22 protein-coding genes and 1 pseudogene are annotated in these 25,850 nt (G+C 62.8%); 9 read left to right on the plus strand and 14 right to left on the minus strand.

The features are described 5' to 3' along the window. Positions 1 to 24: 24 nt before the first annotated feature. The 14 genes and pseudogenes from AYK61_RS13810 to AYK61_RS27890 form a co-directional block, all read right to left on the minus strand. On the minus strand, positions 25 to 1,296 hold the full coding sequence (locus tag AYK61_RS13810) for an asparagine synthase-related protein (RefSeq protein WP_121871182.1): 1,272 nt from the start codon (positions 1,294 to 1,296) through the stop codon (positions 25 to 27). Beyond that, complete coding sequence (locus tag AYK61_RS13815) at positions 1,214 to 1,495, minus strand: PqqD family protein (RefSeq protein ID WP_121871183.1); 282 nt, start codon at positions 1,493 to 1,495, stop codon at positions 1,214 to 1,216. Before AYK61_RS13815 ends, AYK61_RS13810 begins: the two co-directional genes overlap by 83 nt. Before the next feature lie 131 nt (positions 1,496 to 1,626). Beyond that, positions 1,627 to 3,138 (minus strand): sugar transferase, encoded by a 1,512-nt coding sequence (locus AYK61_RS13820; RefSeq protein ID WP_121871184.1) that lies wholly within the window; start codon positions 3,136 to 3,138, stop codon positions 1,627 to 1,629. Positions 3,139 to 3,579: 441 nt separating this feature from the next. After that, positions 3,580 to 4,899 (minus strand): UDP-glucose/GDP-mannose dehydrogenase family protein, encoded by a 1,320-nt coding sequence (locus AYK61_RS13825; RefSeq protein WP_121872737.1) that lies wholly within the window; start codon positions 4,897 to 4,899, stop codon positions 3,580 to 3,582. A gap of 177 nt (positions 4,900 to 5,076) precedes the next feature. Beyond that, positions 5,077 to 5,340 carry a hypothetical protein gene (locus AYK61_RS13830; protein WP_147458330.1) on the minus strand — a complete coding sequence of 88 codons (264 nt, stop codon included), beginning with the start codon at positions 5,338 to 5,340 and terminating at the stop codon, positions 5,077 to 5,079. A gap of 98 nt (positions 5,341 to 5,438) precedes the next feature. Continuing rightward, positions 5,439 to 6,884, minus strand: coding sequence for a sugar transferase (locus AYK61_RS13835; protein WP_259468189.1), 1,446 nt, complete (start codon positions 6,882 to 6,884; stop codon positions 5,439 to 5,441). Positions 6,885 to 7,197: 313 nt separating this feature from the next. Next, positions 7,198 to 8,067, minus strand: a complete 870-nt coding sequence (locus AYK61_RS13840) for a sialate O-acetylesterase (RefSeq protein WP_259468050.1) — start codon at positions 8,065 to 8,067, stop codon at positions 7,198 to 7,200. Continuing rightward, positions 8,064 to 9,281, minus strand: a complete 1,218-nt coding sequence (locus tag AYK61_RS13845; protein WP_121871187.1) for a lipase family protein — start codon at positions 9,279 to 9,281, stop codon at positions 8,064 to 8,066. The genes AYK61_RS13840 and AYK61_RS13845 overlap by 4 nt, the downstream gene beginning before the upstream one ends. A gap of 4 nt (positions 9,282 to 9,285) precedes the next feature. Then, positions 9,286 to 10,548, minus strand: coding sequence for an acyltransferase (locus tag AYK61_RS13850; RefSeq protein WP_121871188.1), 1,263 nt, complete (start codon positions 10,546 to 10,548; stop codon positions 9,286 to 9,288). Between the two features lie 16 nt (positions 10,549 to 10,564). Further along, positions 10,565 to 11,809: a lipase family protein gene (locus AYK61_RS13855; protein WP_121871189.1), complete on the minus strand. Its 1,245-nt coding sequence runs from the start codon at positions 11,807 to 11,809 to the stop codon at positions 10,565 to 10,567. Next, the gene (locus AYK61_RS13860; protein WP_121871190.1) at positions 11,806 to 12,507 is read right to left on the minus strand and encodes a YveK family protein; all 702 of its coding nucleotides are present in this window, start codon (positions 12,505 to 12,507) and stop codon (positions 11,806 to 11,808) included. Before AYK61_RS13860 ends, AYK61_RS13855 begins: the two co-directional genes overlap by 4 nt. Beyond that, entirely contained in the window at positions 12,504 to 13,748 is a 1,245-nt protein-coding gene (locus tag AYK61_RS13865) for a S9 family peptidase (RefSeq protein WP_121871191.1), read from the minus strand. Before AYK61_RS13865 ends, AYK61_RS13860 begins: the two co-directional genes overlap by 4 nt. 5 nt (positions 13,749 to 13,753) lie before the next feature. Beyond that, positions 13,754 to 14,452 carry a CpsD/CapB family tyrosine-protein kinase gene (locus AYK61_RS27885; protein ID WP_310886842.1) on the minus strand — a complete coding sequence of 233 codons (699 nt, stop codon included), beginning with the start codon at positions 14,450 to 14,452 and terminating at the stop codon, positions 13,754 to 13,756. A 569-nt stretch (positions 14,453 to 15,021) separates the two neighbouring features. Next, a pseudogene (locus AYK61_RS27890) lies at positions 15,022 to 15,228 on the minus strand (YveK family protein); the annotation flags it as partial. 111 nt (positions 15,229 to 15,339) lie between these two features. On the opposite strand from AYK61_RS27890, the gene AYK61_RS13875 reads away from it, so the two are divergent. The 9 genes from AYK61_RS13875 (at position 15,340) to AYK61_RS13915 (ending at position 25,847) form a co-directional block, all read left to right on the plus strand. Further along, entirely contained in the window at positions 15,340 to 16,761 is a 1,422-nt protein-coding gene (locus AYK61_RS13875) for an O-antigen ligase (protein WP_259468051.1), read from the plus strand. Positions 16,762 to 16,902: 141 nt separating this feature from the next. Beyond that, entirely contained in the window at positions 16,903 to 18,393 is a 1,491-nt protein-coding gene (locus AYK61_RS13880; protein ID WP_259468052.1) for a glycoside hydrolase family 5 protein, read from the plus strand. 431 nt (positions 18,394 to 18,824) lie between these two features. Then, positions 18,825 to 19,958 carry a glycosyltransferase gene (locus AYK61_RS13885; protein ID WP_121871192.1) on the plus strand — a complete coding sequence of 378 codons (1,134 nt, stop codon included), beginning with the start codon at positions 18,825 to 18,827 and terminating at the stop codon, positions 19,956 to 19,958. After that, entirely contained in the window at positions 19,955 to 20,950 is a 996-nt protein-coding gene (locus tag AYK61_RS13890) for a GDP-mannose 4,6-dehydratase (protein ID WP_121871193.1), read from the plus strand. Before AYK61_RS13885 ends, AYK61_RS13890 begins: the two co-directional genes overlap by 4 nt. Then, positions 20,947 to 21,921, plus strand: a complete 975-nt coding sequence (locus tag AYK61_RS13895; RefSeq protein ID WP_259468053.1) for a GDP-mannose 4,6-dehydratase — start codon at positions 20,947 to 20,949, stop codon at positions 21,919 to 21,921. Before AYK61_RS13890 ends, AYK61_RS13895 begins: the two co-directional genes overlap by 4 nt. Continuing rightward, positions 21,918 to 22,523 (plus strand): acyltransferase, encoded by a 606-nt coding sequence (locus AYK61_RS13900; RefSeq protein ID WP_121871195.1) that lies wholly within the window; start codon positions 21,918 to 21,920, stop codon positions 22,521 to 22,523. Before AYK61_RS13895 ends, AYK61_RS13900 begins: the two co-directional genes overlap by 4 nt. Further along, positions 22,523 to 23,593 (plus strand): glycosyltransferase, encoded by a 1,071-nt coding sequence (locus tag AYK61_RS13905; RefSeq protein ID WP_259468054.1) that lies wholly within the window; start codon positions 22,523 to 22,525, stop codon positions 23,591 to 23,593. The genes AYK61_RS13900 and AYK61_RS13905 overlap by 1 nt, the downstream gene beginning before the upstream one ends. Further along, positions 23,590 to 24,735 (plus strand): polysaccharide biosynthesis C-terminal domain-containing protein, encoded by a 1,146-nt coding sequence (locus AYK61_RS13910; RefSeq protein WP_121872741.1) that lies wholly within the window; start codon positions 23,590 to 23,592, stop codon positions 24,733 to 24,735. The genes AYK61_RS13905 and AYK61_RS13910 overlap by 4 nt, the downstream gene beginning before the upstream one ends. After that, positions 24,732 to 25,847, plus strand: coding sequence for a glycosyltransferase (locus tag AYK61_RS13915; protein WP_121871196.1), 1,116 nt, complete (start codon positions 24,732 to 24,734; stop codon positions 25,845 to 25,847). Before AYK61_RS13910 ends, AYK61_RS13915 begins: the two co-directional genes overlap by 4 nt. The last annotated feature ends 3 nt before the right edge of the window (positions 25,848 to 25,850 follow it).

Here is a 25,850-nt window from a genome sequence, read left to right on the forward strand (position 1 = left end):
TGAATTGCCTCGCGTGCAAAAGAATTAGGCATGGCCCTCCCTCAGAGGGAAAGACTTCTGCGAAGACAGCCAGGCCTGTTGCAGTAGACAAAGGCTGTGGACTCCCGGGTCTTCCCTGAGCCACTCCGCGCGAACGATCTCGGGTCTGACAATCGTCTCGTCGAGTCCGGTGCCGTCCCAATCTCGCGCGAACTCGCGCGACTCACCGTTCCACAACGACGGAGTGAACGAGGCTTTCGATGTACGTTTCATCACTTCAGCCGGGAGAAGACCTCCCACCAGTAACTCCATCATTGCACGGCGACCGCGTAGCCCCACTGACGGAGAATGCGCCGCAAATGCTTGCAGCACAGGAGAACTGACGAATGGATGCACTACCCGAACATCGTGTAGTGATGCAAGATCGTTCATGCTTTGCTTCGCCATCTCGAAATAGCGTGACCGCGGAATCCACTCCCGGAGAATCTTGCCCCAACCCATGGGAATGCTTGCGCTGTCAGTCGCGGAACGGTGCGTGGCCTGAGCACGCCCCTTGCGAGTAAGCCAAGGAAAATCGAGCCGATCAGGCATGCTGAACGGCAGATCAGCAACGTAGCGGAACGGTTGCGGACTGCCGTAATGCACAATCGACATGACTTTGCGAGGAGTCAGACCCCGCGGGTTCGCGAGCGCTCGGGCGGACCAACGATTTGACGCCGACAATGCAAGCTCGTCGCCGCCGAAACCCGTCACCAACGTACCTCCCGCCGCGTCGCGACAGATGACACCATGCAGGTGAGTATTGAACGGCCACATTACACCGAAGGCAGTCAACAACTCCCGGGCCGACTCACCCAGCGCATCCATCTCGGTAGTCAGGGAGTACTGCAGACGCTCGGTGACGCCGAGGTGATCGAGCACCAGGTTCTGCCACTCCGACTCGTGTGACTCCTCGATACCGGGAAAGTGCAATGTGGCCGGAATCGGCAATGCGAGCCCCTCAGCTCGGGCCACGTCGACGGCAGCGGCGAGAACCGCCGAGGAGTCTCGACCGCCGGAGAAGCTCATGACGCACGGGCCGTGTTCGAGTGCCGACCGGACAGTGTCACGAAAAGCAGTGCGAGGTGTTGCCGCGGCGGACTCTTCCAGGACAGGCCGGGATCTATCCAAGCCGCTCGGCCTGGACGTAGCAATCTCGATAGACGACAGAGGTGCCAGACGAGCCCCTGCGGCGTCAGATCGAACCATCGGCGACCTTGACGATATTGCGTTCCAACAGCCCGTCCAGAAGCGCGTCGACATCCTGCGCAGCAACATCTTCGGAGATCTTGTACTCGTCGACGAGCTTGGCGATCATATCGTCACGTGACGTGCCATTCACCAACAGTGGCCACAGTTCGCAGCCGGACTCGTTCAGCGCGAAGTACTGCGAACCTTCGAGATCGAGGATCACGATCTCGACCCCACTGTTGGTCCACGTCACGCGCGAAGCCTCTACGACAAAGGTCTGGCTCATCGATACTCCTTCGGGGTGGTTGCAGCCGAACTATCCGACAGCAACCGAAACGATACCGCTCAACATGCTTTGCAGGCATGATTCCGGCATTTGGCTTGTTCTCCCCGACAGGAGGTCGCCTGGACCAGGTTTCAGTAGGCTCCGTCGCTACCCGCAACTGCCTTGACCGTCTTGGCGATGATCAAAATGTCTCCGACCATCGACCAATTCTCGACATACGAAAGGTCCAGTCGCACAGTCTCTTCCCATGACAGATCAGATCGGCCGCTCACCTGCCACAGACCGGTGATCCCGGGCTTCACGAGGAGCCGACGTCGAACGTCTCCGTCGTAGGTCTCCACCTCACGGCGCAGCGGCGGGCGTGGCCCGACAACACTCATCTCGCGCCGAAGTACGTTGATGAACTGGGGCAACTCGTCCAGGCTGAATTTGCGCATCACCCTGCCGACCTTGGTTATGCGCGGATCGTCCCGCATCTTGAACAGAACGCCACCGGCGCTCTCGTTCTGAGCGAGCAAGGCATCGACTCGCTTGTCTGCATCCTGCACCATGCTGCGAAACTTGATCATGGGGAACGGCTTTGCGTCGATACCCATGCGCTCCGACTTGTAGAAGACGGGCCCGCGACTGGTTGCCTTCACCAAAATGGCGAGCACCAGGAGAACCGGTGCTATGAGTATCAGCACCGAGGCCGCGAACGCCATGTCGAATGCCGTCTTGCTGAATCGAGTGGCACCGTTGTACTGGGGCTTCTCGACGTGGATCAGTGGGAAGCCTGCGACCGGCCGCATCACCAGTCTCGGTCCGGCCACGTCCACCACACCGGGTGCAACGACGAGATCCACGTTCTTCTTCTCGAGATCCCAGATCATCTTACGAATTCCACTGTTGCCCAGATGTTCCGTAGCCGTGACGGCCACCGTGTCCGCGCCGGACGCCTCGATGGCATCGACCACGGATGCCTCGTCGCCGAGAATTGGAATTGCCGAACCCTCGATCGTCAGGGCGGCTTCGTCCTCCGCAGAGTAGCCAGGTAGGCAGAGCCCGACCACGGTGTATCCGGCTTCGGGAGCGCGCTCGAATTGCTTCGCCATCGACACAGCAGCTGCTCGGCTCCCGACGATCAGCACCGACGTTTGGTACAGGCCCTTGCTCCGTTTGTGCGTGACGCTTCGGCGCCACAGCCATCTGTTCAACAAGAGTCCGATCAGACCGACAGGAAGGGCGATCGCCAAGTACAGCCGCGCGATGTCGACCCGAACAAGCAGTGACACAATGGCAATGACGCCGAACAGTCTGAAGGTGGCCGAGACTATCCGCCGGTATTCTTCGGCTCCGGTTCCGATGACACGCGGCGACCGGGTACGGAAGATCGAGAGGAAGCCGATCCAGATCGACGCCAGCGCGATGGACATTCCGAAGTGGCCGATCAGCGAGTCCGAGCTGATGGCAGTGACCTCACCGAATCGGATGTATTGCGCGACAGCCACGGCAGCGATGACAACTACGACATCGCTGTAACGCAACCTGTCCACGTACTGCTGTTCCCACACGCGACGGGATGTCGGTCGACGATTGCGCCAACCAGACCGTCCCGACCGTCCGGTCGCTGACTTTTCAAGTGTTGTTTCGAGAGCCGTCACCGATCATCCTCTTCCACCCGTCGGCTTCACCCGCCGAAGCATTTCCCGAATCGAACCGACCACGTCCACATCGCCGCGTCGCGATCAGCTCGGAATGGAATCTTCGAGCCCTCGATGATCTTTGCACGAATCGACTCGGACCACTTCATCAGTTGTCCATCTCACTGGCCGAATCCGCGATTCTGCCCCATTACATCTCGAGAAACGGACAATGGTCATATAGCGCACCCAACACCGGGAACGTTACCGATCACAGGAGAGGATCTGGATTTTCTCGCGGTGCACTACTTCGGTGGCCAGCCAATTGGGATACATCACATGGACTCGTAAGCTATCCGAAATGTATTGGAAACAATGCGCAGGGAAAAATTCATTCAAACAAGCTAATTCGAGGAATCGTCAGCACGATTCGATTGCAATACGAACGAATCTACCGAATATCTACGGTCGCCCCAGTCCTCGGTACGTCCAGCCGGCTGCACGCCACAGTGCAGGCTCCAAACAGTTGCGACCATCGATGAGCGACTTCGCTCGCACAACAGGTTCGATGTCTTTCGGTGTCAGTGCCTTGAACTCTTTCCACTCGGTCAGCACCAGCACCACGTCGGCCCCTTGGCAAGCCTCGAGTGCGGAGCTGCAGTACGTGAGAGTGGGAAACAGCGCGCGGGAGTTGTCCATGGCCTTCGGGTCGTACACATTGACGGCAGCACCCTGCAGCTGGATCTGCCCGGCCACATTCAGCGCAGGTGAATCGCGGACGTCGTCCGAATCGGGTTTGAACGCCGCGCCCAGCACCGCCACTCGCGCCCCGAGAAGCGAGCCGCAGGCCTCACGGGCCAACTCGACCATCCGAGTACGGCGACGCATGTTGATGTTGTCCACCTCGCGTAGGAACGTCAGCGCCTGATCGGCCCCGAGCTCGCCCGCACGGGCCATGAAGGCTCTGATGTCCTTGGGCAGGCAGCCACCACCGAATCCGATGCCCGCGTTGAGGAACTTTCGGCCGATGCGCTCGTCATGACCGATCGCGTCAGCGAGCACGGTGACATCGGCGCCAGCCGCTTCACACACCTCTGCAATGGCGTTGATGAACGAGATCTTGGTCGCCAGAAACGCGTTTGCGGAGGCCTTGACCAGCTCGGCCGTGGCCAAATCCGTGACCAAGAAAGGAATCTTCTCGTCGAGCAGCTGCGCATAGACCTCCCGAGCGAGATCCTCCGCACGGCCGGGACGGGCGCGGTCCACGCCCAGTACCAGGCGATCGGGGTGGAGGGTATCTTTGACAGCGAAACCCTCGCGCAGAAACTCCGGATTCCACGCGATCTCGACATCGTCACCGGCCGGCGAGAGTTCGCGAGCCATCGCCCCGAGTCGCTCCGCCGTGCCCACCGGGACCGTCGACTTGCCGAATATGACCGCCGGCTTGGTCAGCAGCGGCGCGAGCGTCTCGACCACCGAGTCGACGAATTTCATGTCGGCCGCGAACTCGCCCTTTTTCTGGGGAGTACCGACGCCGAGGAAATGAACCTCTGCAAAGTCCGCGGCTTCTTGATACGACGCGGTGAAGCGCAGTCGTCCGGCGGCGATGTTGCGCTGCAGCACCTCTTCGAGACCAGGCTCCCAGAACGGCACCTCGCCGGCTTCGAGCTTGGCGAGCTTGGCTGGATCGACGTCGACACCGAGCACTTCGTGGCCGAGCTCGGCCATGCACGCGGCGTGAGTTGCGCCGAGGTACCCGGTACCGAAAACAGTGATTCGCATGCGGCCGATCCCCATCGTTTGTATCGAATGATGTATTTCGCGAAACGGCCAGCTGCCCCAGCGAGAGTCCCCGCTACCTCGACCGAATCACTGAAAATATAAGCACGGGGCAGCCGGGCCCGTACCTCGAGGGAGAATCATCACAGAACCACGCGAAAACAATGAACAGAAGGTGACTCAGCGGCGAACGGGAAACTGTGGATTCTCCGGCTCTTCGACGGCCTCGGCACACTGATGAATGAAACCACTCAACTCACTGCGAACCTCGGGCTGCAACAGATCCAACGGTGTGTCGGTGCCGTGGAATTCGGCAAATGCCGACGTGTAGGCATTGACGCTGTCCGAAATCACCGCATGCAGTGACGTCGATCGGTTCAGGTGTACGCGAGCGATCTCGTCGACACGATCTGTCAGATAGTCGTGAAACGAATTCTGCGTCATGGTCACTGTGTGTCCGTTCTTCGAGAAGTGAGACTGGCGGGAACGATACGGAAGATACCGACCGTTCGCATGTCAACGTCGAGTTGCCCGTCGTCGCCTCAATATGCGCCCTCGCTCTTGAGGACCGCGACAGCGGTCTTCGCGATGATCAGCAAGTCGCCTGTCATCGACCAATTCTCGACGTACGAAAGATCGAGTCGCACGCTCTCCTCCCACGACAGATCCGAACGGCCACTCACCTGCCACAGCCCGGTGATGCCCGGCTTGACGAGCAGCCTACGACGCACTTCACCGTCGTACGTTTCCACTTCGCTGCGCAGCGGCGGCCGCGGACCCACCACGCTCATCTCGCGCTTGAGCACATTGACGAACTGCGGCAGCTCGTCGAGGCTGAACTTGCGCATCACCTTGCCCACCCGGGTGACCCGTGGGTCGTCGCGCATCTTGAACAGCACCCCGCCTGCCCCTTCGTTGAGGGCGGCCAGTTCTTGCACCCGCTTGTCTGCGTCCTGGACCATGCTGCGGAACTTGATCATCTGGAAAGGCTTGCCGTCGATACCCATTCGCTCGGACTTGTAGAAGATCGAGCCCTTGCTGGTGAACTTGATGATTGCGGCGAGCGTGATCAGGACCGGCGAAATCAGCAGCAGAACCGAGGCAGCGAACAGGAAGTCGAACGCCGTCTTGCTGAATCGCTTCGCGCCGTTGTACTGCGGCTTCTCGACGTGGATGAGCGGGAAGTTCGCCACCGGACGCATCACCAGACGCGGACCCGCGACGTCCACCACTCCGGGCGACACGACGAGGTCGACCTTCTTCTTCTCGAGGTCCCACACCATCTTTCGCAGTCCGTGATGGCCGATGTGTTCGGTGGCCGTCACCGCCACGGTGTCTGCGCCGGAGGTCTCGATGGCCTCGACCACACTGTGCTCGTCACCGAGCACCGGAATCTCGACGCCGTCGATGGTGAAGGACGTGTCGTTGCCGGGCTCGTAGTTGGGTAGGCAGATGCCGACCACGCTGTAGCCGGCCTCGGGGGAACGCTCGAACGACTTGGCCATGGCCAGAGCCGAGCTACGGCTGCCGACGATGAGCACCGAGGTCTGGTACCCGCCACGAGCACGTTTGCGCGACACTATTTTTCGCCACACCCATCGACTCAGAAGAAGCCCGACCAGTCCGACGGGCAGGGCGATCGCGAGATATAGACGGGCGATATCCAGACGAAACAGCAGGGAGAGAATCGCGATGGTTCCGAACAGCCTGAACGTGGCCGACACGATGCGGCGGTACTCCTCCGAACCGTTACCGATCACCCGTGGAGAGCGGGTGCGGAAGATGGCGAGAAACGTCAGCCACAGAACTGCGAGTACTCCGGATATCCCGAAGTAGCCGACGATGGACCACGGCTCGCGAAAATCGATCTCGCCGAAGCGGATGATCTGAGCCACCGTCACCGCGCCGAGAACGACCACCGTGTCGGTGACACGAAGTCCCTCGGTGTAGTGCGTCTCCCATTCACGACGCGATGTCGTCCTGCGCAACCGTCGTGCGTCACGCCGCGAGACAACCGAACTCTGCGCTTCCAGATCGCTGACTGACACTTGTTTCCCCTCGGTACGTACGCGTTGCCGAACCCTTGCGTGATCGACACAGCTCCGTGCCACCCCGTCGTGCAGATTATCTTGTCGTACTTATCGTGTCACTTGGTAACGGTATGTTGATCGGCGCAAACCCGCAGGTCGTTACATGTTTCTACTGCATTAACCAGACGCGTCCGCTGCGTTGCCAATTTCTCCGACAAGCCCCATTCCGGTCAGTCTCGACCACCTATTAGTGCCACATCCACGCCGTGTGTCAAGCATTGTCGGTCGAACGTCGGACCCGCGGGGACATGCCGGCAAATGCCTCCCACATTCGGCGTCCCAGTTCCCGTTGACCCTCGCCGTTGTAGTGAATCTTCTCGGTCTCGCTGTTGTAGAGCCCCCTCGGACCCGGCACGTACGCCACTGCGGCCTTGCGTCGAGGAGTATCGGCATGCACCGCATCGATGACGGCGTAGTTCGGCTCCCCCGATTCGATCTCGTCCGGCACCATCTGCCCGATGACGAACGGCACGTCGCCGAACTCGGCACGCACGGTGTCGATCACCGAGTCGAGCTTCTCGGCATACACCGGCCCCGACGTCAGCGGCACGTCACTCTCACCCTGATGCCACAGCACGGCAACGAGCTCGTTACTGGGCTTGGTCGCCAGCCCGGTTCGGATGCGCTGCATCGCATTCCAGAACAGGTTGACTCGGGCCCGTGTATCGGCAGGATCCCAGGAGATGCCGTTGACCCGTACGAACGCCGAGTCGCCGCGCGCATACGGAACCAGCAACACCGGCCTACCCGTCGCATCGGCGAGATGCGCGGCGAACGTCGGACCGAATCCGACTGCCTTGGATGGCACCTCGTGAAACAGTGGATTGCTGCCCGCCACGATGGTGTTCTTAGACCGGCCCGAGGCCGCCCACTGATGCACCCGTGGATGCGGCGCATCCAGACCGGCACTGTCCAATCCGACGCCGGCACCGTGCGCATTGGACTGCCCCAGTACCGCAACCACCAGATACGGCTCATCGATCGCCTCCACCGGAATGCCGCGTCCCAGCCGCCTCTTGATGACATCCTTCGCCCGTACCGTCAGATCTTTGCGCAAGCCCATGACGCTCCCCCTACTCACGTGCAATCGTTCTGCGCCGGCACCCCTGCGAATCGATCGGCCAACCACTGATTGACGGCGTCGCCGTTGACATCTCCGTGCCCGCGCCCGGCCTGCCGGTCGATGGTGATGACATCGCCCAGTCGGCATGCCGACTGCAATGCCGCATCGGTCCACGCCACGTCGATGTAGGTGTCGGCATCTCCGTACGCCACCAACATCGGTGCCGATGCCGGTCCCGTCGGCAGAGCCATCTGCGTCAGCTCGTCACGCAGCGTCGCGGCCGCCGCAGGGGAGTCGGGTGCAAAGTCGTTGTTGCCGAGCCTCTTCGCCGCATCGGTGCGCGCACCCGCCTTGTCGAGAGTGCACTGGGTGAGCGTGTCCCAGTCCTGCTCGGCATTGCCGCTGCGGTAGTCGTCGAGATTCAGATTCTCGTCACGCCGAGCGAGTGATTCGAGTATCCACTGCAGCACCGGCCCCTGGTCCTCGGTCAACGTGCCCGCCTCCGCCTTGTCCACCAGGCCCACCATGTTCGCGGTGGGTGCCAGAGCCACCGCACCGACCAGATCGAGTTCCGGCGCATAGGAATCGGCGAGTTCGTTCGCGGCCCAGGCAGCACCGCCGCCCTGTGAACCACCGAACGCAGCCCACTGCGTACCCACATCGGGAAAGACCGTACGCAATGCCCGTACGGCATCGATCACGTCGTAGCCGGCGGTGATGTTGTCCAGGTAGGCGTGGTTGCCCGCATGTCCGAGACCCTCGTAATCGGTGATGGCGACCGCGAATCCGGCTGTGGTGTAACCCTGTACGAGCGCCGATGCCCCCAACAGTGACGCGGACCTCGACGGCGCGCATGCTTGCTCGATACCCGTGGTGCCGTGGGCGTAGGAGATGACGGGCCACCCACCCTCGGGCGCATCGCCGGACGGGGTGAACACCGTGCCCGATACCTCGCGCTCGCCCACACCCGGTTGCACCGAGCGGTACACCACCTTCGCGGCGTCGATACCCGACATCCGCACCGGCAGCGGTAGATTCGGCATCGTCTCAGCACTCACGATGGAGCCGCTTCCGGTACCGGGATTCGCGATGTCCATCGGCTCCGGATCGGAACCACGGATCACCGATGCCACTGCCCCCTGCGCCTGGCCGCCGAGCGGCACCACAACGGCGCATCCCGCGAGCAGAGGCAGGAGCACCAGCGGCGCGGCGAGCCTACGGACGGTGTGCATGAATCTATTTGCTCGCCTTGAATCTACGTGCGTACGTCAACGACGGCTTCTCGATGAATCGGTACGTCACCGCTCCGAATGCGATGCTCACTGCGCTCACCAGCACGAAGTTCCGCAGTAGCCCCAACGGGCTGTCGCCTGCCATCCATCCGAAGCGCCCCAACATGATCAAGATGGGAAAGTGCCACAGGTAGACGCTGAGCGAGATCATGCCCACGTAGCTCAGGGGTGCCCAGTCGGCCCGTTCCGCGAGCTTCGACTGCTCACCGCGTGCCAGCGGCACGATGATGAACAGAATGAGCAACGCCGAACCGAAGGACACGGTGGACGTCTGCCAGCGCGAGTTGTGATCGATCAGCATCAGTGAGATCACCGCGGTGGGAATCATCGCGATGCCAGTCCACCACCGCATCCGGGTGACGATCGCGCCCTTGAGCATTCCGTTGTCGATCGCGACGAACACCACCGCCGCCAGCATCCCGTACGTGAAATTGTCTGCCAGCGACCAGAAGCTACGGCTGAGCACCGCGATCTCGTTGGGTCCCCATTCCAGCAGTTTCGGATCGGTGATGCCCGACGGCCCCACGCGCGAGGCGGTGTACAGCTTTCCGGTGATTCCGATGACGAACATGATCACCACCGGGATCAACGCCAGCACCGGTGCCGAGATGGACGTGCGCTTGCGCAGGAAGAACGCGATACTCGTCAGCAGCGGCAGTGCGATGTAGAAGGCGAACTCCAGCGACAGCGACCACGACGGATTGATACCGGTCTGGATCATGCTCGGAATGTAGGTGTGCACCAGCGTCAGATTGGCCAGCAGCGTCAACGGATCGGTGAGGATGCCAAGACCGTTGTCGGTGAAATGTTGTTCGGCCACAGCGGCGTTTTCCACGAATACCGCACGCATCACGAAGTTAGCGAACAAGAAGATGAACAGGTATGCCGGAAACACTCGCAGCAGCCGATGCATCGCGTAGCTGACGTTGTTCGGCATCGGTTTGCCTGCGAACAGCTTTCGTACCATCGGGAGAAAGATCAGGAAGCCCGACAGTGCGAAGAAGAAGATCAACCCCTGCCCCAGCACCCCGAGCTTGTAGGTCAGGACCGTCTGCGGCGAGTAGTGCCCGCCGACGTGCACGGCGAGCACGCACAGGCAGGCGAATCCGCGGGGGCCGTCGAGCCCGACGAGGCGGGCAGGTCGCTTGGTACCGGTATCGGCGACCGCGGTGGCGGCGGTCGCAGTACTGTCGGGTGTGGCGGTCATGGGTACCTTCTGGGGGTCATGGCGCAGGAGGCGGGCAGAAGCTGATGGCGTCGGTACCGGCGAACCGGTCACCCAGCCATCCGAACGCAGCAGCACCGTCGATGTCTGCGTGACCGGAATTCGGTTGGAGCACATATTGAATCGTGTCCCCGTTGGCGCAGCCGGCCGCGATGGCGGACTCGGTCCACGACTGCGAGATCAACGTGTCCTTGCCACCGTAGACAACCAGCATCGGTGCGGTGGCGCGAGACATCGGCAAGCTCATCTCCCGGAGGTAATCCGCGAGCTTCGCCGTCGCCTCGGGAGTTGCCGGACGCAGATCGTCGTCGCTGATCTGCGCCGCCAGGGACGTGCGGTCGGCAGCGAGAACGCCGCCGCACGCCGAGAGCTCGTCCCACTTCTCGGCGACGATGCCCCTGCGATAGTCGTCCAGGTCCAGCTCGGGGTGAGACTGGGCAAGGCCGACCAGAACCCACTGCAGCAGTGGCTTCTGGTCGACGGTGAGCGTGCCGTTCGCAGCGGCCTCCGCCAGACCGACCATATCTGCCGCCGGTACCAAACTGACCGAGCCGACCAGCTCGAGGCCCTCGCCGTAGCTGCTCGCGAGTTCGTTGGCGGCCCAGGATGCCTGACCACCCTGGGACCCGCCGAACGCCGCCCACTTCGTGGACGCCTCGGGTATCAGCTTGCGGGCGGCACGCACCGAGTCGATGAGGTTGTTGCCGACGGTACGAGCGTCGAGATAGGGATGATAGGAACCCTCCAGTCCCAGACCCTGATAGTCCGAGACCGCAACGACGTTTCCGGAGCGGACCAGCGCTGCGACGATCTGCGAGCTGCCGAGCAACTCGGGATCGGTCGACGGTGCGCAGTCCTCGAGCACGCCGGTGGTGCCGTGGCCGTACGCGATGATCGGCCAACCGCCCTCGGGCGGTGTGCCTTCCGGCGCGAAGATCGTGCCCGAGACGCGCTGCGGTGAACCGTCCACGCCAGAGGTGGACGAGTAGACCACCCGCGCGGCAACCGAGGAGACAGCACTGACCCGGCGATCGATGGTCAGCAGTTGTTGCGCACTCTCCAGTGATCCGGGGCCTGCTGCACCGTAATCGGCGTCGAGCGTGGCACCGAATGCCGCGGATTTCGATACCGAATACGGCTCGACAGGCGGGTCGTCGGAGGAACACCCCGACGTCACCAGGATCAACGCCAGTGCGCAGGCACCGCCCGCGCGGCTTACTCGGCTTGTTCGCGACGATGTCATCGGACCCCCTCTGTGGCAGGCGTCCGCTTGGCCGCGGTCGCCTGCTTCACGATGTTCTCCACTTGATCGCGATGGTCGATCGAGTCGCGTGCAATTCCGAATGCCAGAACCAGCACACTGCTCAGGATTGTGCCGATCACTCCCCCCAGAATCATGTTGCTCGTCGGTGTGGGTGTGGTGACCGAGTCAGGAGTGGTGGCCGCATCGACGAGCGTCACTGCCGACACCGCCCCGTCGGCACCCAAGTCGATCTCGCCGACGAGCTTGCTGAGCTGAACTGCGACAGAATTGGCAATATCCCGAGCCCGCTCGGCGTCCGAGTTCACCACCGAGATCTCGATCAGAGCGGAGCCCGGAGTAGGCACCACCGTGATGTCGTTCTTCAGTTCGTCTGGTTCGACGGGCAACCCCTGCGAAGCGATGACCCGGCGCAACACCTGCTCGCCCGTTGCCAACACCACGTACGACTCGACGCGTACCAACGAAGACCGGTTTCCTTCGGTCAACGCCCTGGGCGACGTCGGACCAGGAGCGGTGACGAACACCCGAGACGCTGCGGTGTAGGTGGGCTCGACGAACTGCGTCGCCAACCACGCGACGCCCGCCGACAGTACGGCAGCGGCCAGGATCGCAGCCCAACCCGACAACAGAATACGGCCGTAGTCCTTGAGGGTCGGGACACCCGTGGGCGCGATCATCGATTCAACTCGCACGTGTTGATCGGCCGTTGGCCGGCGAACATGCCCTTCACCCACGGCAGCGAACGGCTGCTGTCCAGATCGCCGTGTCCCTCACCCTGATGCAGCTCGTACTCGACGAGGTCTCCGGAATCACACGCACGCTGCAGCGCTTTTTCGGTCCACGGTTGGAGAATCAGATCGTCCTCGCTGCCGTACATCACCAACAGCGGTGTCGACGAACGCTCCTGCGGCAGAGCCATATCCGCCAGGTACCCGCGTAGACGATCCGTCGCTTCGACGCTGACGGGCGTCAGGTCCGCAGCTTGCAGACCCGCCAACAGCCCCGGCACGTCGTCGGACTTCGGCGGTACGCATTCCATGAAGTCGTCCCACCGCTCCCGCGCCATTCCGGATCGGTAATCGTCGAGGTTCATCTCGGGATGACTGATCGCCAACGTGTGCAGCGCATACATCAGCAGCGGGTACTGGGCCCGCGTCAGAGTCCCGTTCGCGGCAGCGTCGGCCAAGCCGGACATGTCCGACACCGGGACCATCGCCGCGGTGCCCACCAGCTCGAGCCCGCCCCCGTACTCGGCATTGCGGTCGCTTGCCGCCCACGCCGCCATGCCGCCGAGCGAGACACCATAGGCGGCCCATCGCAAGCTGAGGGTGGGCATGAAGTTCCTGGCCGCACGGACAGCGTCGATCATGTTGTAGCCGAACGTTTTCGAGTCCAAATACGGATGATACGAACCACCGAGACCGAGCCCCTGGTAGTCGGTCATCGCCACGGCGAAGCCATTGAGCACCAGCGCCGCCACGATGGGAGCACTGCCGAGAAGGTTGGCGTACCTCGACGGCCCACACGCCTCGAGCACACCCGTCGTACCGTGCCCGTAGGACACCACCGGCCACCCCCCCTCGGGCGCAGTGCCACCCGGGATCACCACTGTGCCCGACACCTCCGTCGGCTCCCCCGTGACTCCGGACGTCGATCGGTACACCACACGAGTCGCGGTAGCACCCAACTCGGTGATGTCTGCGGCGATGTCCTCGATCGGCTCGGCCGAGATCAACGAACCCGGCGCGGTACCACCGAAATCGGACGGTGGCGGCGGTGCGGACGTCGGCGGAGCGGCCGTGACGGGAGCCGTCGGCGCGCCGGACGGCAGGACGATCGGAGTCTGCTGCGAGCAGGAGATCGACACCACGGCTGCGGTCACCAGGACGCCGACTCGGACCGTCCACCTACCTGACATCGAAGCTATCCTCTGCTCGCCGAGGAGGTCGCAGAGTCGTTCGTCGCCGGCTTCGGCCTGACGGCGACCGAGTGGGCAGGCGCAGACGGAGCTTCTTCCGTGAACGGGGCAATGGAACTTTCTGCAGCAGCAGGTGTTCCGCCGGAGCCTTCGGAGGATGCGGAGTTGCCACCGAGCAGGCGTCGACCCGAGGGTTCGAAGGTGGTCACCACGCCCAGCACGGTTCCGCTGACACCGTCGAGCACCTTGATCGCACGTCGCAGCTTCTCGCGCGTGGTGCGGCCGGTACGCGCGAGAACCACCGAGCCGTCGGACAATGCAGTGAGAATCGCGCCGTCGGTGACCTCGAGCAGTGGCGGAGTGTCGACGATGACGTAGCGGTAGTCGCCGCGCAGCTCCTTCAGCAGCTCCTGAGCGCGGTCCGATCCGAGCAACTCACTCGGGTTCGGCGGCACCGGCCCCGCAGGAAGCACCGACACACCGTCGAACACGTTCTTCTGGATTGCATCCTCGACGCTGTGCTCGCCGGAAAGGACGGTCGACAAGCCGCTGTCCTGTTCGATACCCAAGCGGGTGCCCAGGGTCGAGCTTCGCAAGTCGCCGCCGACGAGCAACACCGTGTGCCCGGCCTCGGCGAGAACGGCGGAGAGATCGATGGCCGTGCTGGTGCGTCCCTCGCCCGCGGCCGCACTGGTGATGGTGATGACGCGCGGGGCGAGCCGCCGCCGAGGAACCGGATGTTGGTGCGCAGGACGCGCAGTGGTTCACCCATCGTCGACATCGACGCCACCGCAACCTTGGGTCGCGTCCCGTCGGCAGGGAGGCCGCCGAGTACGACGCGGCCCGAGACGTCCTCGGCGCGTGGACGATCGCGAATGGAGCGATCCACCAGGCCACGGAGCAGCGCGAGGGCGAGACCGACGACGAAGCCGACAGCGCCGCCGAGACCGAGGGTGACGAACAGGCCCATGCCGATCGGTTCCGACGGAACGTCGCCCTGATCGACGATGGTGGCACCGGCCGCGGGATCACCGCCGCGCTGCGATGTTTCCAGTTCCTGCACCACCTGCGTCAGCTGCCCGGCGACGGCGTTGGTCAGTGCCTGCGCAACCGCGGGATCGGCATCGGTGGCACACAGGTCGAGCAACACCGTCTTCTCGATCGGCGTCGCCGTGATTCTGGAACGCAGATCTGCCGCAGACCCCGGCAGCTGCAACTGATCGACGGCTCGCTGCGCAACCTGGGTACTGGTGGCCAACCCGGCGTAGGAGGACACGCGTTCCTGCGAGAACAGGTTGTTCTGGTACGCCTCACCGACGGAACTGCCACCTTCAGTGGTGACGAACAGACGGGCACACGCCTGGTACTGAGGCGTCGTGAAGAACGTGTAGGCATAAGCCCCGGCGACGCCGATGACCGTCGCGAGAGCGACGATCCACCAACCCGCGCGAAGGATCCGCCAATACTCTCGAATCTCCACGAGTGCTCCTATCGAATAACCGTCGGTCAAGGGGAAAGAATAAAGCGCAGCGAAGGATTCGGCACGGTGTACATGTTGCGAGTAGATGAAAGCGTGACAACATCAGGACCCATGAGCATCACGCAGCGGGTCGGATGGGTTGCCATCGTGGCAATCCCCGTTCTCGTTACATTCGCCATGATCGTCGGCGGAACTCCAGCGAAATTGGGCGCATTCGCCCTCGTCGCGCTGACTGTGGGAGCGTATATCGGCCTACGTCATCCGCTGTATTTGACTCGCGCTCTTGCCTTTTCATTGGGCGCGCTCCCCTTCGGCTACGTACCGGGCACGCCCGCGCCGTTGGTCTTCACGTTCGCTGTTGCAACAATCTTCGCCACTGTGATTCACCGCACAGCCGTGAGCCGTATCACATGGCCCGAAACGACCGTCATTGCGCTCATCGTTCTGTCCGCGCTGTCGGTCGTCGTCACGGCAACCGGACTCGGTGACTTCTTCGAATTCGGTAAATGGCTGATATCGACCCTCGTGGTGGTGTGCCTGTTGCGAATGCCGCGGGACGAACTGGCACTGTTCGGCAGGATCTACGTCTACGCGGCGTCGGCTGCCGCTGCGTTCGCGTTGCTGATCTTCATAGGAGATCCCGCCGGCAAGCTCATTCGGTACCTGTCGATCCTCGGATACGGTGCCGAGGAGGAGAGCACACGATTCGTCTACAGCCCCACCGGAGCCACCTCGGTTCGCCTGGCAGGGACATACATCGACCCCAACGCAGCCGGAATCGGCTTCGTCCTCGCACTGATGCTGTGCATCCTGTTGTTGCGTGGATACCTGCGCACGGCTCTCGCCACCCTGCTGTTCCTGTCGATCGTGCTGACACTGTCGCGAGCAGCCCTGTTCTCGGTGGTGTTCGGCGTACTGCTGATGTTCGCGTTCCAACAACTGCGCACCAGGGAACGCCTGGCGATCGTCGGCGCATTCGTCGCGGCCTTCATCGGAGCGCTCGCAGTACCCAGCGTGCGCAGCCGCGTCTTCTCGTCTTTCGGCAACGAGGACGCCGGCTCGAGCGCACGCGGCGACGCACTCGCCGAGTTCCCCGGTCACATGCAAGGCCACTGGCTGTTCGGCCTCGGTTGGGGCCGGCCGGAATTCGTCGATCCTGCCACCGCCTTCGAGGTGAACTTCGTTGCCAACTCGCCGCTGTTGACCGTCTACCGCGGCGGCATTTTCACCGGCCTCGCCTTCACCGCAATTCTCGTTGCCGGTGCCGTTGTGGGCTACCGGATGCTGCGATCGGGACGCTGGGAACTCGGCTTCTACGGCGGCACATTCATCGGCTTCTCGGTGGTCGCGCTGCAGTTGGACTTTCCCGTCGTCAGCAATCCCTCCACCACGACAACATTTTCCGTCATGCTTGCATTCGTCGTCTACGCGTGGGAAAAAACGTTCGATACCAATCCGGATGGCGACAACATCGAGGCTACGAAAACGAAAAGCTTGCTTCCGGCCGAAGGTACTCGACCAGCAGTTTCATAATTATCGGTCCGCTTTTTGTAATTTGTACAAGAACGCGATCGAAGTGCAATGATTCCCGCACCGGCCCGTCGAATGTTGGTACGGACCCCCTGGTGGAGAGAATTGAAGATGGTTCACTTACGCGGAAGCTTTCGCGCAGTAATGTCAGCGACAACCGTTTTGATCGTCGCTGCCGGGCTCTCGTTCGGAGTCACATCCATAGTCACTTCGCCCGACCACCTCGTCGGCCCATCACGCGCCGAAGCGGCCCCCAATCCACCCGGCGTCGGCATTTCCGACGGCGGCGGACTGCTGTGGGCCTCCGACGCGGAGCTGGACACCACCGTGCAATTCATGACGGCAATGGGCGTTACTTCGATGCGTATCGCCATTCCGTGGTCGAGCGTCGAATACAACCGGAATCAGCTGGACTGGACGGCCGTCGATCGCGTCGTGAACAAGCTGCGCGCAGCGAACATCTCGATGCTGGGCATCATCGCGTACACCCCGCCGTGGGCGACATCCCCGGTCAACCAACCCATCAACACCCGCCCGGCATCACCGGCAGCGTTCGGCGACTTCGCAGGCAAGGTCGCCGCCCGCTACAAAGGCAAAGTTGCCGACTACGAGATCTGGAACGAGCCCAACGGGTCCATGTTCTACGGGCCGCAACCCGACGCGGCCGGCTACACCGACCTGCTCGAGGCTGCATACCCCAAGATAAAGGCAGCCGACTCGGCCGCAACCGTCATCGGCGGTGTCCTCGGCGCAGCCGAGCAGGGCTGGGGCATCGTCAACCCCGTCGACTTCACCAACCAGATGTACGCCGCAGGAGCGGCCGGCAATTTCGACGCCCTCTCCTACCATCCGTATCAATACTCACTGAAGTTCTCCGAAGGCCCCTACGTCGAGCATTCACCGGCCCGGCAGGTCATGGACATCCGCGCTGCTATGGTCGCCAACGGCGACGGCAACAAAAAGATCTGGGCCACCGAGTACGGCGTTCCCACCTCCGCAGTGTCGGGAGACCAGCAGAACGCCATGATCACCGACTTCATCCAGAAGTGGCGTGAGCTGCCCTACACCGGGCCGATCTTCCTGTACACGATGCGAGACAAGGCCACCGGCAGCAGCGATCCGGAAGACACGTTCGGCCTGCTCGAGAGCAACTGGGGTGCCAAACCGGCGCTGTGGGGCCTGATGGGTCTGCTGCAGCAGGGCATCCCACGCACTGCCGAATACAACCGATTCGCTGCTGCTCCGAACAATTCCGGAGCGGTACTGGGGCCGGTGTTCCCCGTTCGCGACACGTGGGCGCAGTACCGCCAGGACGCGGTTCTCTACGAGATGCCGACCGGTTTCGTCGCCGTTCCTCGCGCTGTGGCCGAATCGATCCGCGCCACCGGATTTCTCCCGACCACGCCGTTCAACGGCACGTACCAGGATTTCGACAGCCCCTTCGGCCTTCGCGTGTTCTCCACCGCCATCGGTGGCACCCGCAACATCGGCGGCGGCATCTACAGTGCCTGGGATCCCACCCTGGGGCCCGCAACGAGCGACGAGATGCCGCAGTACGGCGGCGGCGTACAGGTGACGTTCCAGTACGGCACGATCACCTGGACACCGTACGTGGGAGCGACCGTCACCCGCTGAATTAATTCGATCAAGTGATCGATAATTCACAAACCGCACGCCCCTTTCGATTGGGTTGTCGTGCCCATTTCCCGGTGCCATCGTTTCGGCTACGTTAACTCTGCGAAAAGGTACGGTTTCGTTTTACCGATCAAGTATTTTGCATTGTGAACCACCTCACTTAGTGCTATCTATTTGCCCCCGAAGCGGATACTTATATAGCGCGAACGAATGACATTTCGTGGCAGGATAATGTCCAGTGTTCGCACGTCTCGTCGGGGGACGCCGTAAATTCGACGCTCTCACTGTGCACCGTCGCACGTCAGAGCGTCAACAGGCGTTTCGAGATTCCCCTGGCTCCATTCGAGTACGGACAGACACGATGGGTAGCTCATGAAGACGGATAGTGTTGTGTCACAATTGGTTACGTCGTTATCAATCCGGTTGACAACATGACCGACGGTCTCCGCGTCGCGATTGCGCACGACTACCTCACCCAGCGCGGCGGTGCCGAGAAGGTCGTCCTGGCCATGGCCCGTGCCTTCCCCGACGCTCCCATCTACACAACGCTCTTCGAGCCGTCGACGACGTTCCCCGAGTTCTCCGAACTCGACGTGCGCCCGTCGACATTGAACCGCGTCGGCTTCCTGCGCAAGAATCACCGCGCCGCACTTCCCCTGCTGCCCTTCGCATCCTCGTCCATCGAGATCGACGCCGACGTGGTACTCACCAGCACCAGTGGCTGGGCGCACGGCTTCCACACCTCCGGGCGCAAGCTCGTCTACTGCTATTCACCTGCGCGTTGGTTGTACGAATCGCAGATGTATCTGGGTGAAGGTCGCAGCCCAGCCAAACGTGTTGCACTCACGGCTCTCTCGTGGCCGCTACGCCGCTGGGACATGCGGGCCGCACTGTCGGCAGATCGCTACCTCGCCATCTCCACCGTGATACAGCAGCGCATCACCGACGCGTACGGCATCCCATCGACAGTGGTGCCTGCCCCGTTCACCGTGGAGACCGCACCACCACAGTCGATCCCCGAAGCAGCGACATGGCTCGACGGCACCGGCTACTACCTGTGCATCTCCAGGCTGCTGCCGTACAAGAACGTCGACAAGGTGATGGCCGCATTCGCCGGCACCGACCGCAAGTTGATCGTCGTCGGCCGCGGCCCCGAGGCCGACCGGTTACGAAAGCTGAAGTCCGACAACGTACTCATGCTCAACGATCTGACGTCAGGCCAAATGACCTGGCTCTACCGAGGGTGTAACGGTTTGATCGCCGCGAGCTATGAAGACTACGGATTGACCCCCATCGAAGCGGGTTACCACGGCAAGCCCAGCGCCGTGCTCCGCTGGGGCGGCTTTCTCGACACTGTCGAGGAAGGCATCTCAGGGGTGTACTTCGATCAGCCACAACCGGATTCGATTCGCGACGCGGTCACCGCTCTCGAACGGACGGCCTGGGAACCACTGAAGATCCAGGCACACGTGGAGCAGTTCAGCGAAGAACGCTTCGCTGCCGAGCTCATTTCAGCAGTATCCGAGATCAATGCAGAACGAATCGAGAGGACGGCGTCGCGATGAACAAGCGCGCTTTGATCACCGGCATCACCGGACAGGACGGCCTCTATCTCGCAGAGCTGCTGCTGAGCAAGGGCTACAAAGTGTTCGGTCTGCTTCGCGGACAGAACAATCCGAAAGCCCCCATGCTGGAACGAGTACTACCCCAGGTCGAGATTCTGCACGGAGACCTACTCGACCTGTCCGCGCTGATGCGCGCCTTCGCTGTCGCCGATCCCGACGAGGTCTACAATCTCGGAGCCGTCTCCTTCGTCGCGTACTCCTGGGAGAACGCCCGCCTCACCACCGACGTCACCGGCGGCGGAGTGCTGAACATGCTCGAATCGACCCGGTTGTACGAGCAGGTAGCGGGCAAGCAGGTTCGCTTCTACCAGGCATCGAGCTCGGAGATGTTCGGCAAGGTCCAGCAGGTGCCGCAGCGCGAGGACACACTGCTCTGGCCACGCTCGCCGTACGGTGTCGCCAAGGTCTACGGCCACTACATGACCATCAACTACCGCGAGTCCTACGGCATGCACGCCAGCTCCGGAATTCTCTTCAACCACGAATCACCGCGCCGTGGACCGGAATTCGTCACCCGAAAGGTCTCCCAGGCCGTCGCGCGCATCGCACTCGGGCTGCAGAGCGAGATCTCGCTGGGCAATCTCGACGCCAAACGCGACTGGGGTTTCGCCGGCGACTACGTCGAAGCCATGTACCTGATGCTGCAGCAGGACGAGGCCGACGACTACGTGATCTCCACCGGCGAGACGCATTCGATTCGAGAACTTCTGGATCACGCCTTCGCAGCGGTCGACATCACGGACTGGGAGCCCTACGTCAAGATCGATCCGCGCTTCTTCCGGCCCGCCGAGGTCGACCTTCTCGTCGGCGATTCGTCGAAAGCGCAAGCTGCTCTTGGATGGAAGCCCAAGGTCGCCTTCCCCGAGCTGGTCGCCATGATGGTGCGCAACGACCTCGTCGAACAGTCCCCCGACACCGTCAAGATCGCGTGAACGCCGGGCCCCACCCGACCGCCCTGATCACCGGAGTGGCGGGCCAGGACGGCAGCTACCTCGCCGAACTTCTGCTCGGCCGCGGCTGGGCGGTGCACGGCGTCTCCAAGCCTGGCGGGACCCCGGAGCCGGTGAACCCACTCGTCGAGCAGCACGAGACCGACCTCAGCGACCACCGAGCCGCCAAGGCACTGATCACCGAGACCGACCCCGACTACGTTTTTCATCTCGCCGGGATCTCGTCGGTATGGAAGTCGTGGAACGACCCGGTGCTGACCACCAGGGTCAACGGCGTCTCTGCAGCCGCTCTGCTCGATGCCTGCTTCACCCAGCAGGAGGCGTCGGGAAAGCGGATCGTGCTGATCAACGCATCCAGTGCCGAGATCTTCGCCGGATCCGGCGTCTCGCTGCAGAGCGAGACGACCCGAATCGCACCCACATCGCCCTACGGTGCATCGAAGGCGCTCAGTCACCACATGGTCGACGTCTATCGATCACGAGGACTCGAGGCAACCAATGCCATTCTCTACAACCACGAGTCACCACGGCGGCCGGATTCGTTCGTCACACGGAAGATCAGCAAGGCCGCGGTCGCCATCTCACGTGGACGCCAGTCCACGCTCGAACTCGGCAACCTCACTGCCGTGCGCGATTGGGGCTGGGCCCCGGACTATGTGAACGCGATGGCAGCGATGGCCGAGTACGGCAAGGGCGACAACTTCGTCGTCGCCACCGGCCAGGCCCACAGCGTCGCCGACTTCGTATCGACGGCGTTCGAGGCGGTGGGCATCGACAATTGGCGTGACTACGTGCGCACTGACTCGGAGATGCTCAGGCCGTCCGATTCGGCCAGAATGGTCGGCGACGCCTCCAAAGCCCGGAACCTGTTGGGCTGGGAACCGACGAAGACTTTCGATCAGGTCGTCCAAGCAATGATCGAGTTCGACATGACCGAGGAGATTGCAGCATGACAGCGGTGGAAAAGCCCGAGAACGAGATCTACGACGTGTCGAACTACAAGATGCAGGACATCACGTTCAAGCGGAAGCTGCGCAATCGCATCGGCACACTCGGCTTCAACATGATCGTGACCTACATTCCGTCGCACTGGATTCGGCAGAATTTCCTGCGCGCCTTCGGTGCAACGATCGGCAAGGACACCTCGATCTTCCGCGGCACCACCATTCTCGATCCCGAGGGCCTCACCATCGGTGACGCCTGCGCCATCGGGTTCCGGTGCATGCTCGACGCCCGTGGCGGAATCACCATCGGCAGCAACGTCGTCATCGCCAGCGACACCCACATCATCGGTGGGTACCACGACCACAACTCCCCCGAGTTCACACCGATTCTCGAGCCTTGCGTCATCGGCGACTACGTGTGGATCGCCAGCCGCAGCACGCTTCTCAGTGGTGTGACCCTCGGCCGCGGTGCCGTCGTCGGTGGTTGCTCGATGGTGCGATCGGATGTCGGCGAACTCGAAGTGGTTGCCGGTGTGCCCGCGAAGGTGCGAGCGATGCGTGATCCCGAGGCACTCGCCTACCGCCCCAAGTATCGGCCACTGTTCTACTGATGATCCTGCGAGACTGCCGACTCGTCTACGTCGCCCCCCGATCCGGGGTGGGCGGCGTGGGCGACTATGCCGACGACTTCGCCGACGCCGTGCGGCCACACTTCGCCGAGGTGATCGAGTATCGCCACGAGGGACCCGGATCGCACTCGGCGCGCGATATTCTGCGTCACCGCACAGCGATTCAGGAACTCGTCGACGCCGATCCGGGTCGCGTCATCGTGCACTGCGAACTCAGCGGCGGCTCGGTGATGCCGTTCTGGGCAACCGCCCGACTCACCGGCGACCCGGTTGTGACTGCGACGGTGCACGACCCGCCCGGACTGGTCTGGTGGCCCGCGCGAACCAGATTTCTCGCCGGCAAGAAGGTGCTCAATCACGGCCTGCACTACCCACTTCGGTCGGCATGGCGTTCGCTCGAACGCCGGGTGGCCGGGAGCCGAACACTGTTCGCGCTCACCCGCTCCGGTGCCGATTCACTCGCGCGCGCGTATCCCGACGCCACCGCCAAGGCCAGTGCCCTCTTCGTTCCCGCGCGCCCCGACATCGCCCCCGCCGAGGAGCGGCCGCTGGCGGTCGGGCTCTTCGGATTGGTCTATCGCGGCAAAGGTTTCGACCAGATTCAGCAACTTCGCGACAGCCTCCCCCGCGACATCGCGATCCGCATCGCGGGCCGGGGAACCGAACTGCTCGACCCCGTCGACGGCGTGGAGATCCTCGGCGAAGTGAACGGACCGGACGAGGATGCCTTCTTCGCGTCCATCCGCGCACTCGTCCTGCCCTACGGCAAGCGGAGTATCTACGGCGATGCGTTCCCCGCGTCCTCGGTCGTGACGCGAGCAATCGCGTATCAGACCCCGGTGACCTGCCTCAAGGTCGGCGCTCTTGCCGAGTCCGACAGCGGAGCCCTCGTGGTCGACGGGGATGTCGCCGAACTCGCCGACGCCACCGCCGACCTCATCACCGATCCGATTGCGCTGGGCAAACTTCGACGCGAAGTGGAGGCGCTTCGCATCTCCCACACCGCAGAGCTCGTCGTCGAGGACTTCGTCTCCGTGTGGGCGGCGCAATGAACGGCAATCTGCTCAAGGCCGGAATCGCTGCTCTGTGGACCTACGGCGGCCGCGGCATCGGCCTGCTGTGGACCATCGCGCTGATCGCCAAGTTGGGGATCTCCGATTACGGCCAGTACGCGATGGCCTTCGCCCTCGCCGCGATCATCGCAGCACCACTGGATCACCCCTTCACCGTGCGCTCGATTCGCGTGGCCGAACGAGAGTTTTTGGGCGAGCGCACTACTCGCGTGCTCGTCGGGGCCGTTCTCATCGTCGGCGGCCTGTGTCTGGCGCAGGTGAACTACATCGCCTGGTTCGCCCTCGTGATCGGTGGCGGCGAGCTGGTGTTCAATGCCTACAAGAGCAGGGCACTGCGCGACGGCCGCCCCGATCTCACCCAGCGATTGGACACAGCACGCCAAGCCACGTCCATCGCGCTCGCGACGGCCTACTTGTTCGCCGTGCCCGACCCGAATCTGACTGTCGCGAGCCTGCTCTACGCCGCACCGTATTTCGTCATCGCCGTGCTGGCCGCCGTGCGGACGCGCATCGCTGCTCCGCGCATCCCCGGATCGTGGCGCGAGATGTCGATGCTGTTCTCGGAGAACCTCGCCAACGCGGTCTACATCCAAGGCGACGTGCTGCTGCTCGGCTTCCTCACCGACTCCACCATTGCCGGCTACTACTCCGTCGCTGCAGTGACGGCCTGGGCAGTGGCCTTCATCGGCCAGGCCTTCGGCAACACCTTCCACGAGAAGCTGCGTGCAGCAGACGGACTCGTCAGTGCCGGACCGGCCTTGAAGCACACCGCGGTTCTCGGCTGCGCCGCCGGATCACTGCTGTTGATAGCCGGTCTGCTGCTCTTCTTCACACCGGCCTCCCCGCAGGTCGCGGGCGCCCTCGTGGTGATGTCACTGTTCGTGGTGATGCGGGTGATGAACCACGTGTTCACCACGGTGCTCTACCTGCAGCACCGCGACCGCACACGAGTGATGGCGGCAGCAACCCTTGCGCCGCTGAAGATGGTTCTCGTCCTGTGCCTGTTCCCCTTCGGTGCCGTCGGCGCGGCCGTGGCCTCGGTGGTCACCGACGCCGTACTGCTGGTCTGGTTCATGCGCGCCCTGTATCGGCATCCGGCGAAAGAAGAAGTGACACAATGAGACGCGCGACATTTCTGCTGTCCAAAGACCCCGTCACAGAACACGGCGGCGATATCGCGCTGTCGCGCTTGATGATGCAGCTCGCCCGCGAGGCGTTCGAGGTGCGTTCGATCTGCCTGTCCAAGGAGACCGACGTGGCCCCCGACGTGGTGCGCGTCCCCAAGCCCACGGTCGATGTGGGGTTGCTGATGAAGTCGCTGCGGCCGACGCGCTCGGTGGTGCACGGACGCTACGACGTCGACGCCTTCCGCGACGCCATCGACGCATCCACCTCCGATGTGTATGTGGCCGAACACAGTTACATGGCCGAATCGTTCCTCCGCTCGTCCAAGCTGGGGTCACCGTTCGCGATCAACACCGTCAACACCGAGTCGCAGGTGTGGAAGGTGACGCGCGGATTGATCGGTCGTATCGAGGCACCACGCATCCTGCGGGACGAGATTCGCGTCGCCCGCGCGGCAGATGCCGTCGGGACCTACGATGCCGACGAAGCGCAGATGTACCGGAGCAAGGGCGTGCGCGACGCTCGGTGGATCGACCTCACTCTCGAACCCGCGCCGCAGCTGGACCTGTCCGAGACCGCGAAACGCCTGGTGTTCATGGGAACTCGTGATTGGCCGCCGAACCAGGAAGCCTTCAAGATCGCACTCGAATACTGGCCGGCGATCTCCGCGGGCATCGACGGTGCCGAACTGTGCATCATCGGCGCGAAGGCCCCGGGTGCCAAGGATCCCGTCTACCCTGCCGGAGTCCGCGATCTCGGCTTCGTCGACGATCTGCAGGAGTTCCTCGGCACCTGCCGAGCGTTGATCGCCCCGGTCGCCACCGGCGGCGGCGTACGCGTCAAAATCCTCGACGCAGCCAGCAAGGGACTACCCGTCGTCGGAACCTCGGCGGCCGTCGGATCGCTCGACTCGATCTTCGAGTTGCCCACGTTCGACGACACCGAGCAGTTCGTCGCCGAGTGCCGCCGCTACCTGCTCGACCGCACCGCCGCCGTCAAAGCAGGTGAGCGCATCTATGAGCTGAACACCGCGCGCTGGAACGACCGCGTGCCGCATTCCACCGTCGAAGCACTGATCAGCGCCCCGCTCACGAGCACCTTAGGATGATCG

The sequence above is a fragment of the Rhodococcus sp. SBT000017 genome (assembly GCF_003688915.1).
GTDB lineage: Bacteria > Actinomycetota > Actinomycetes > Mycobacteriales > Mycobacteriaceae > Rhodococcoides.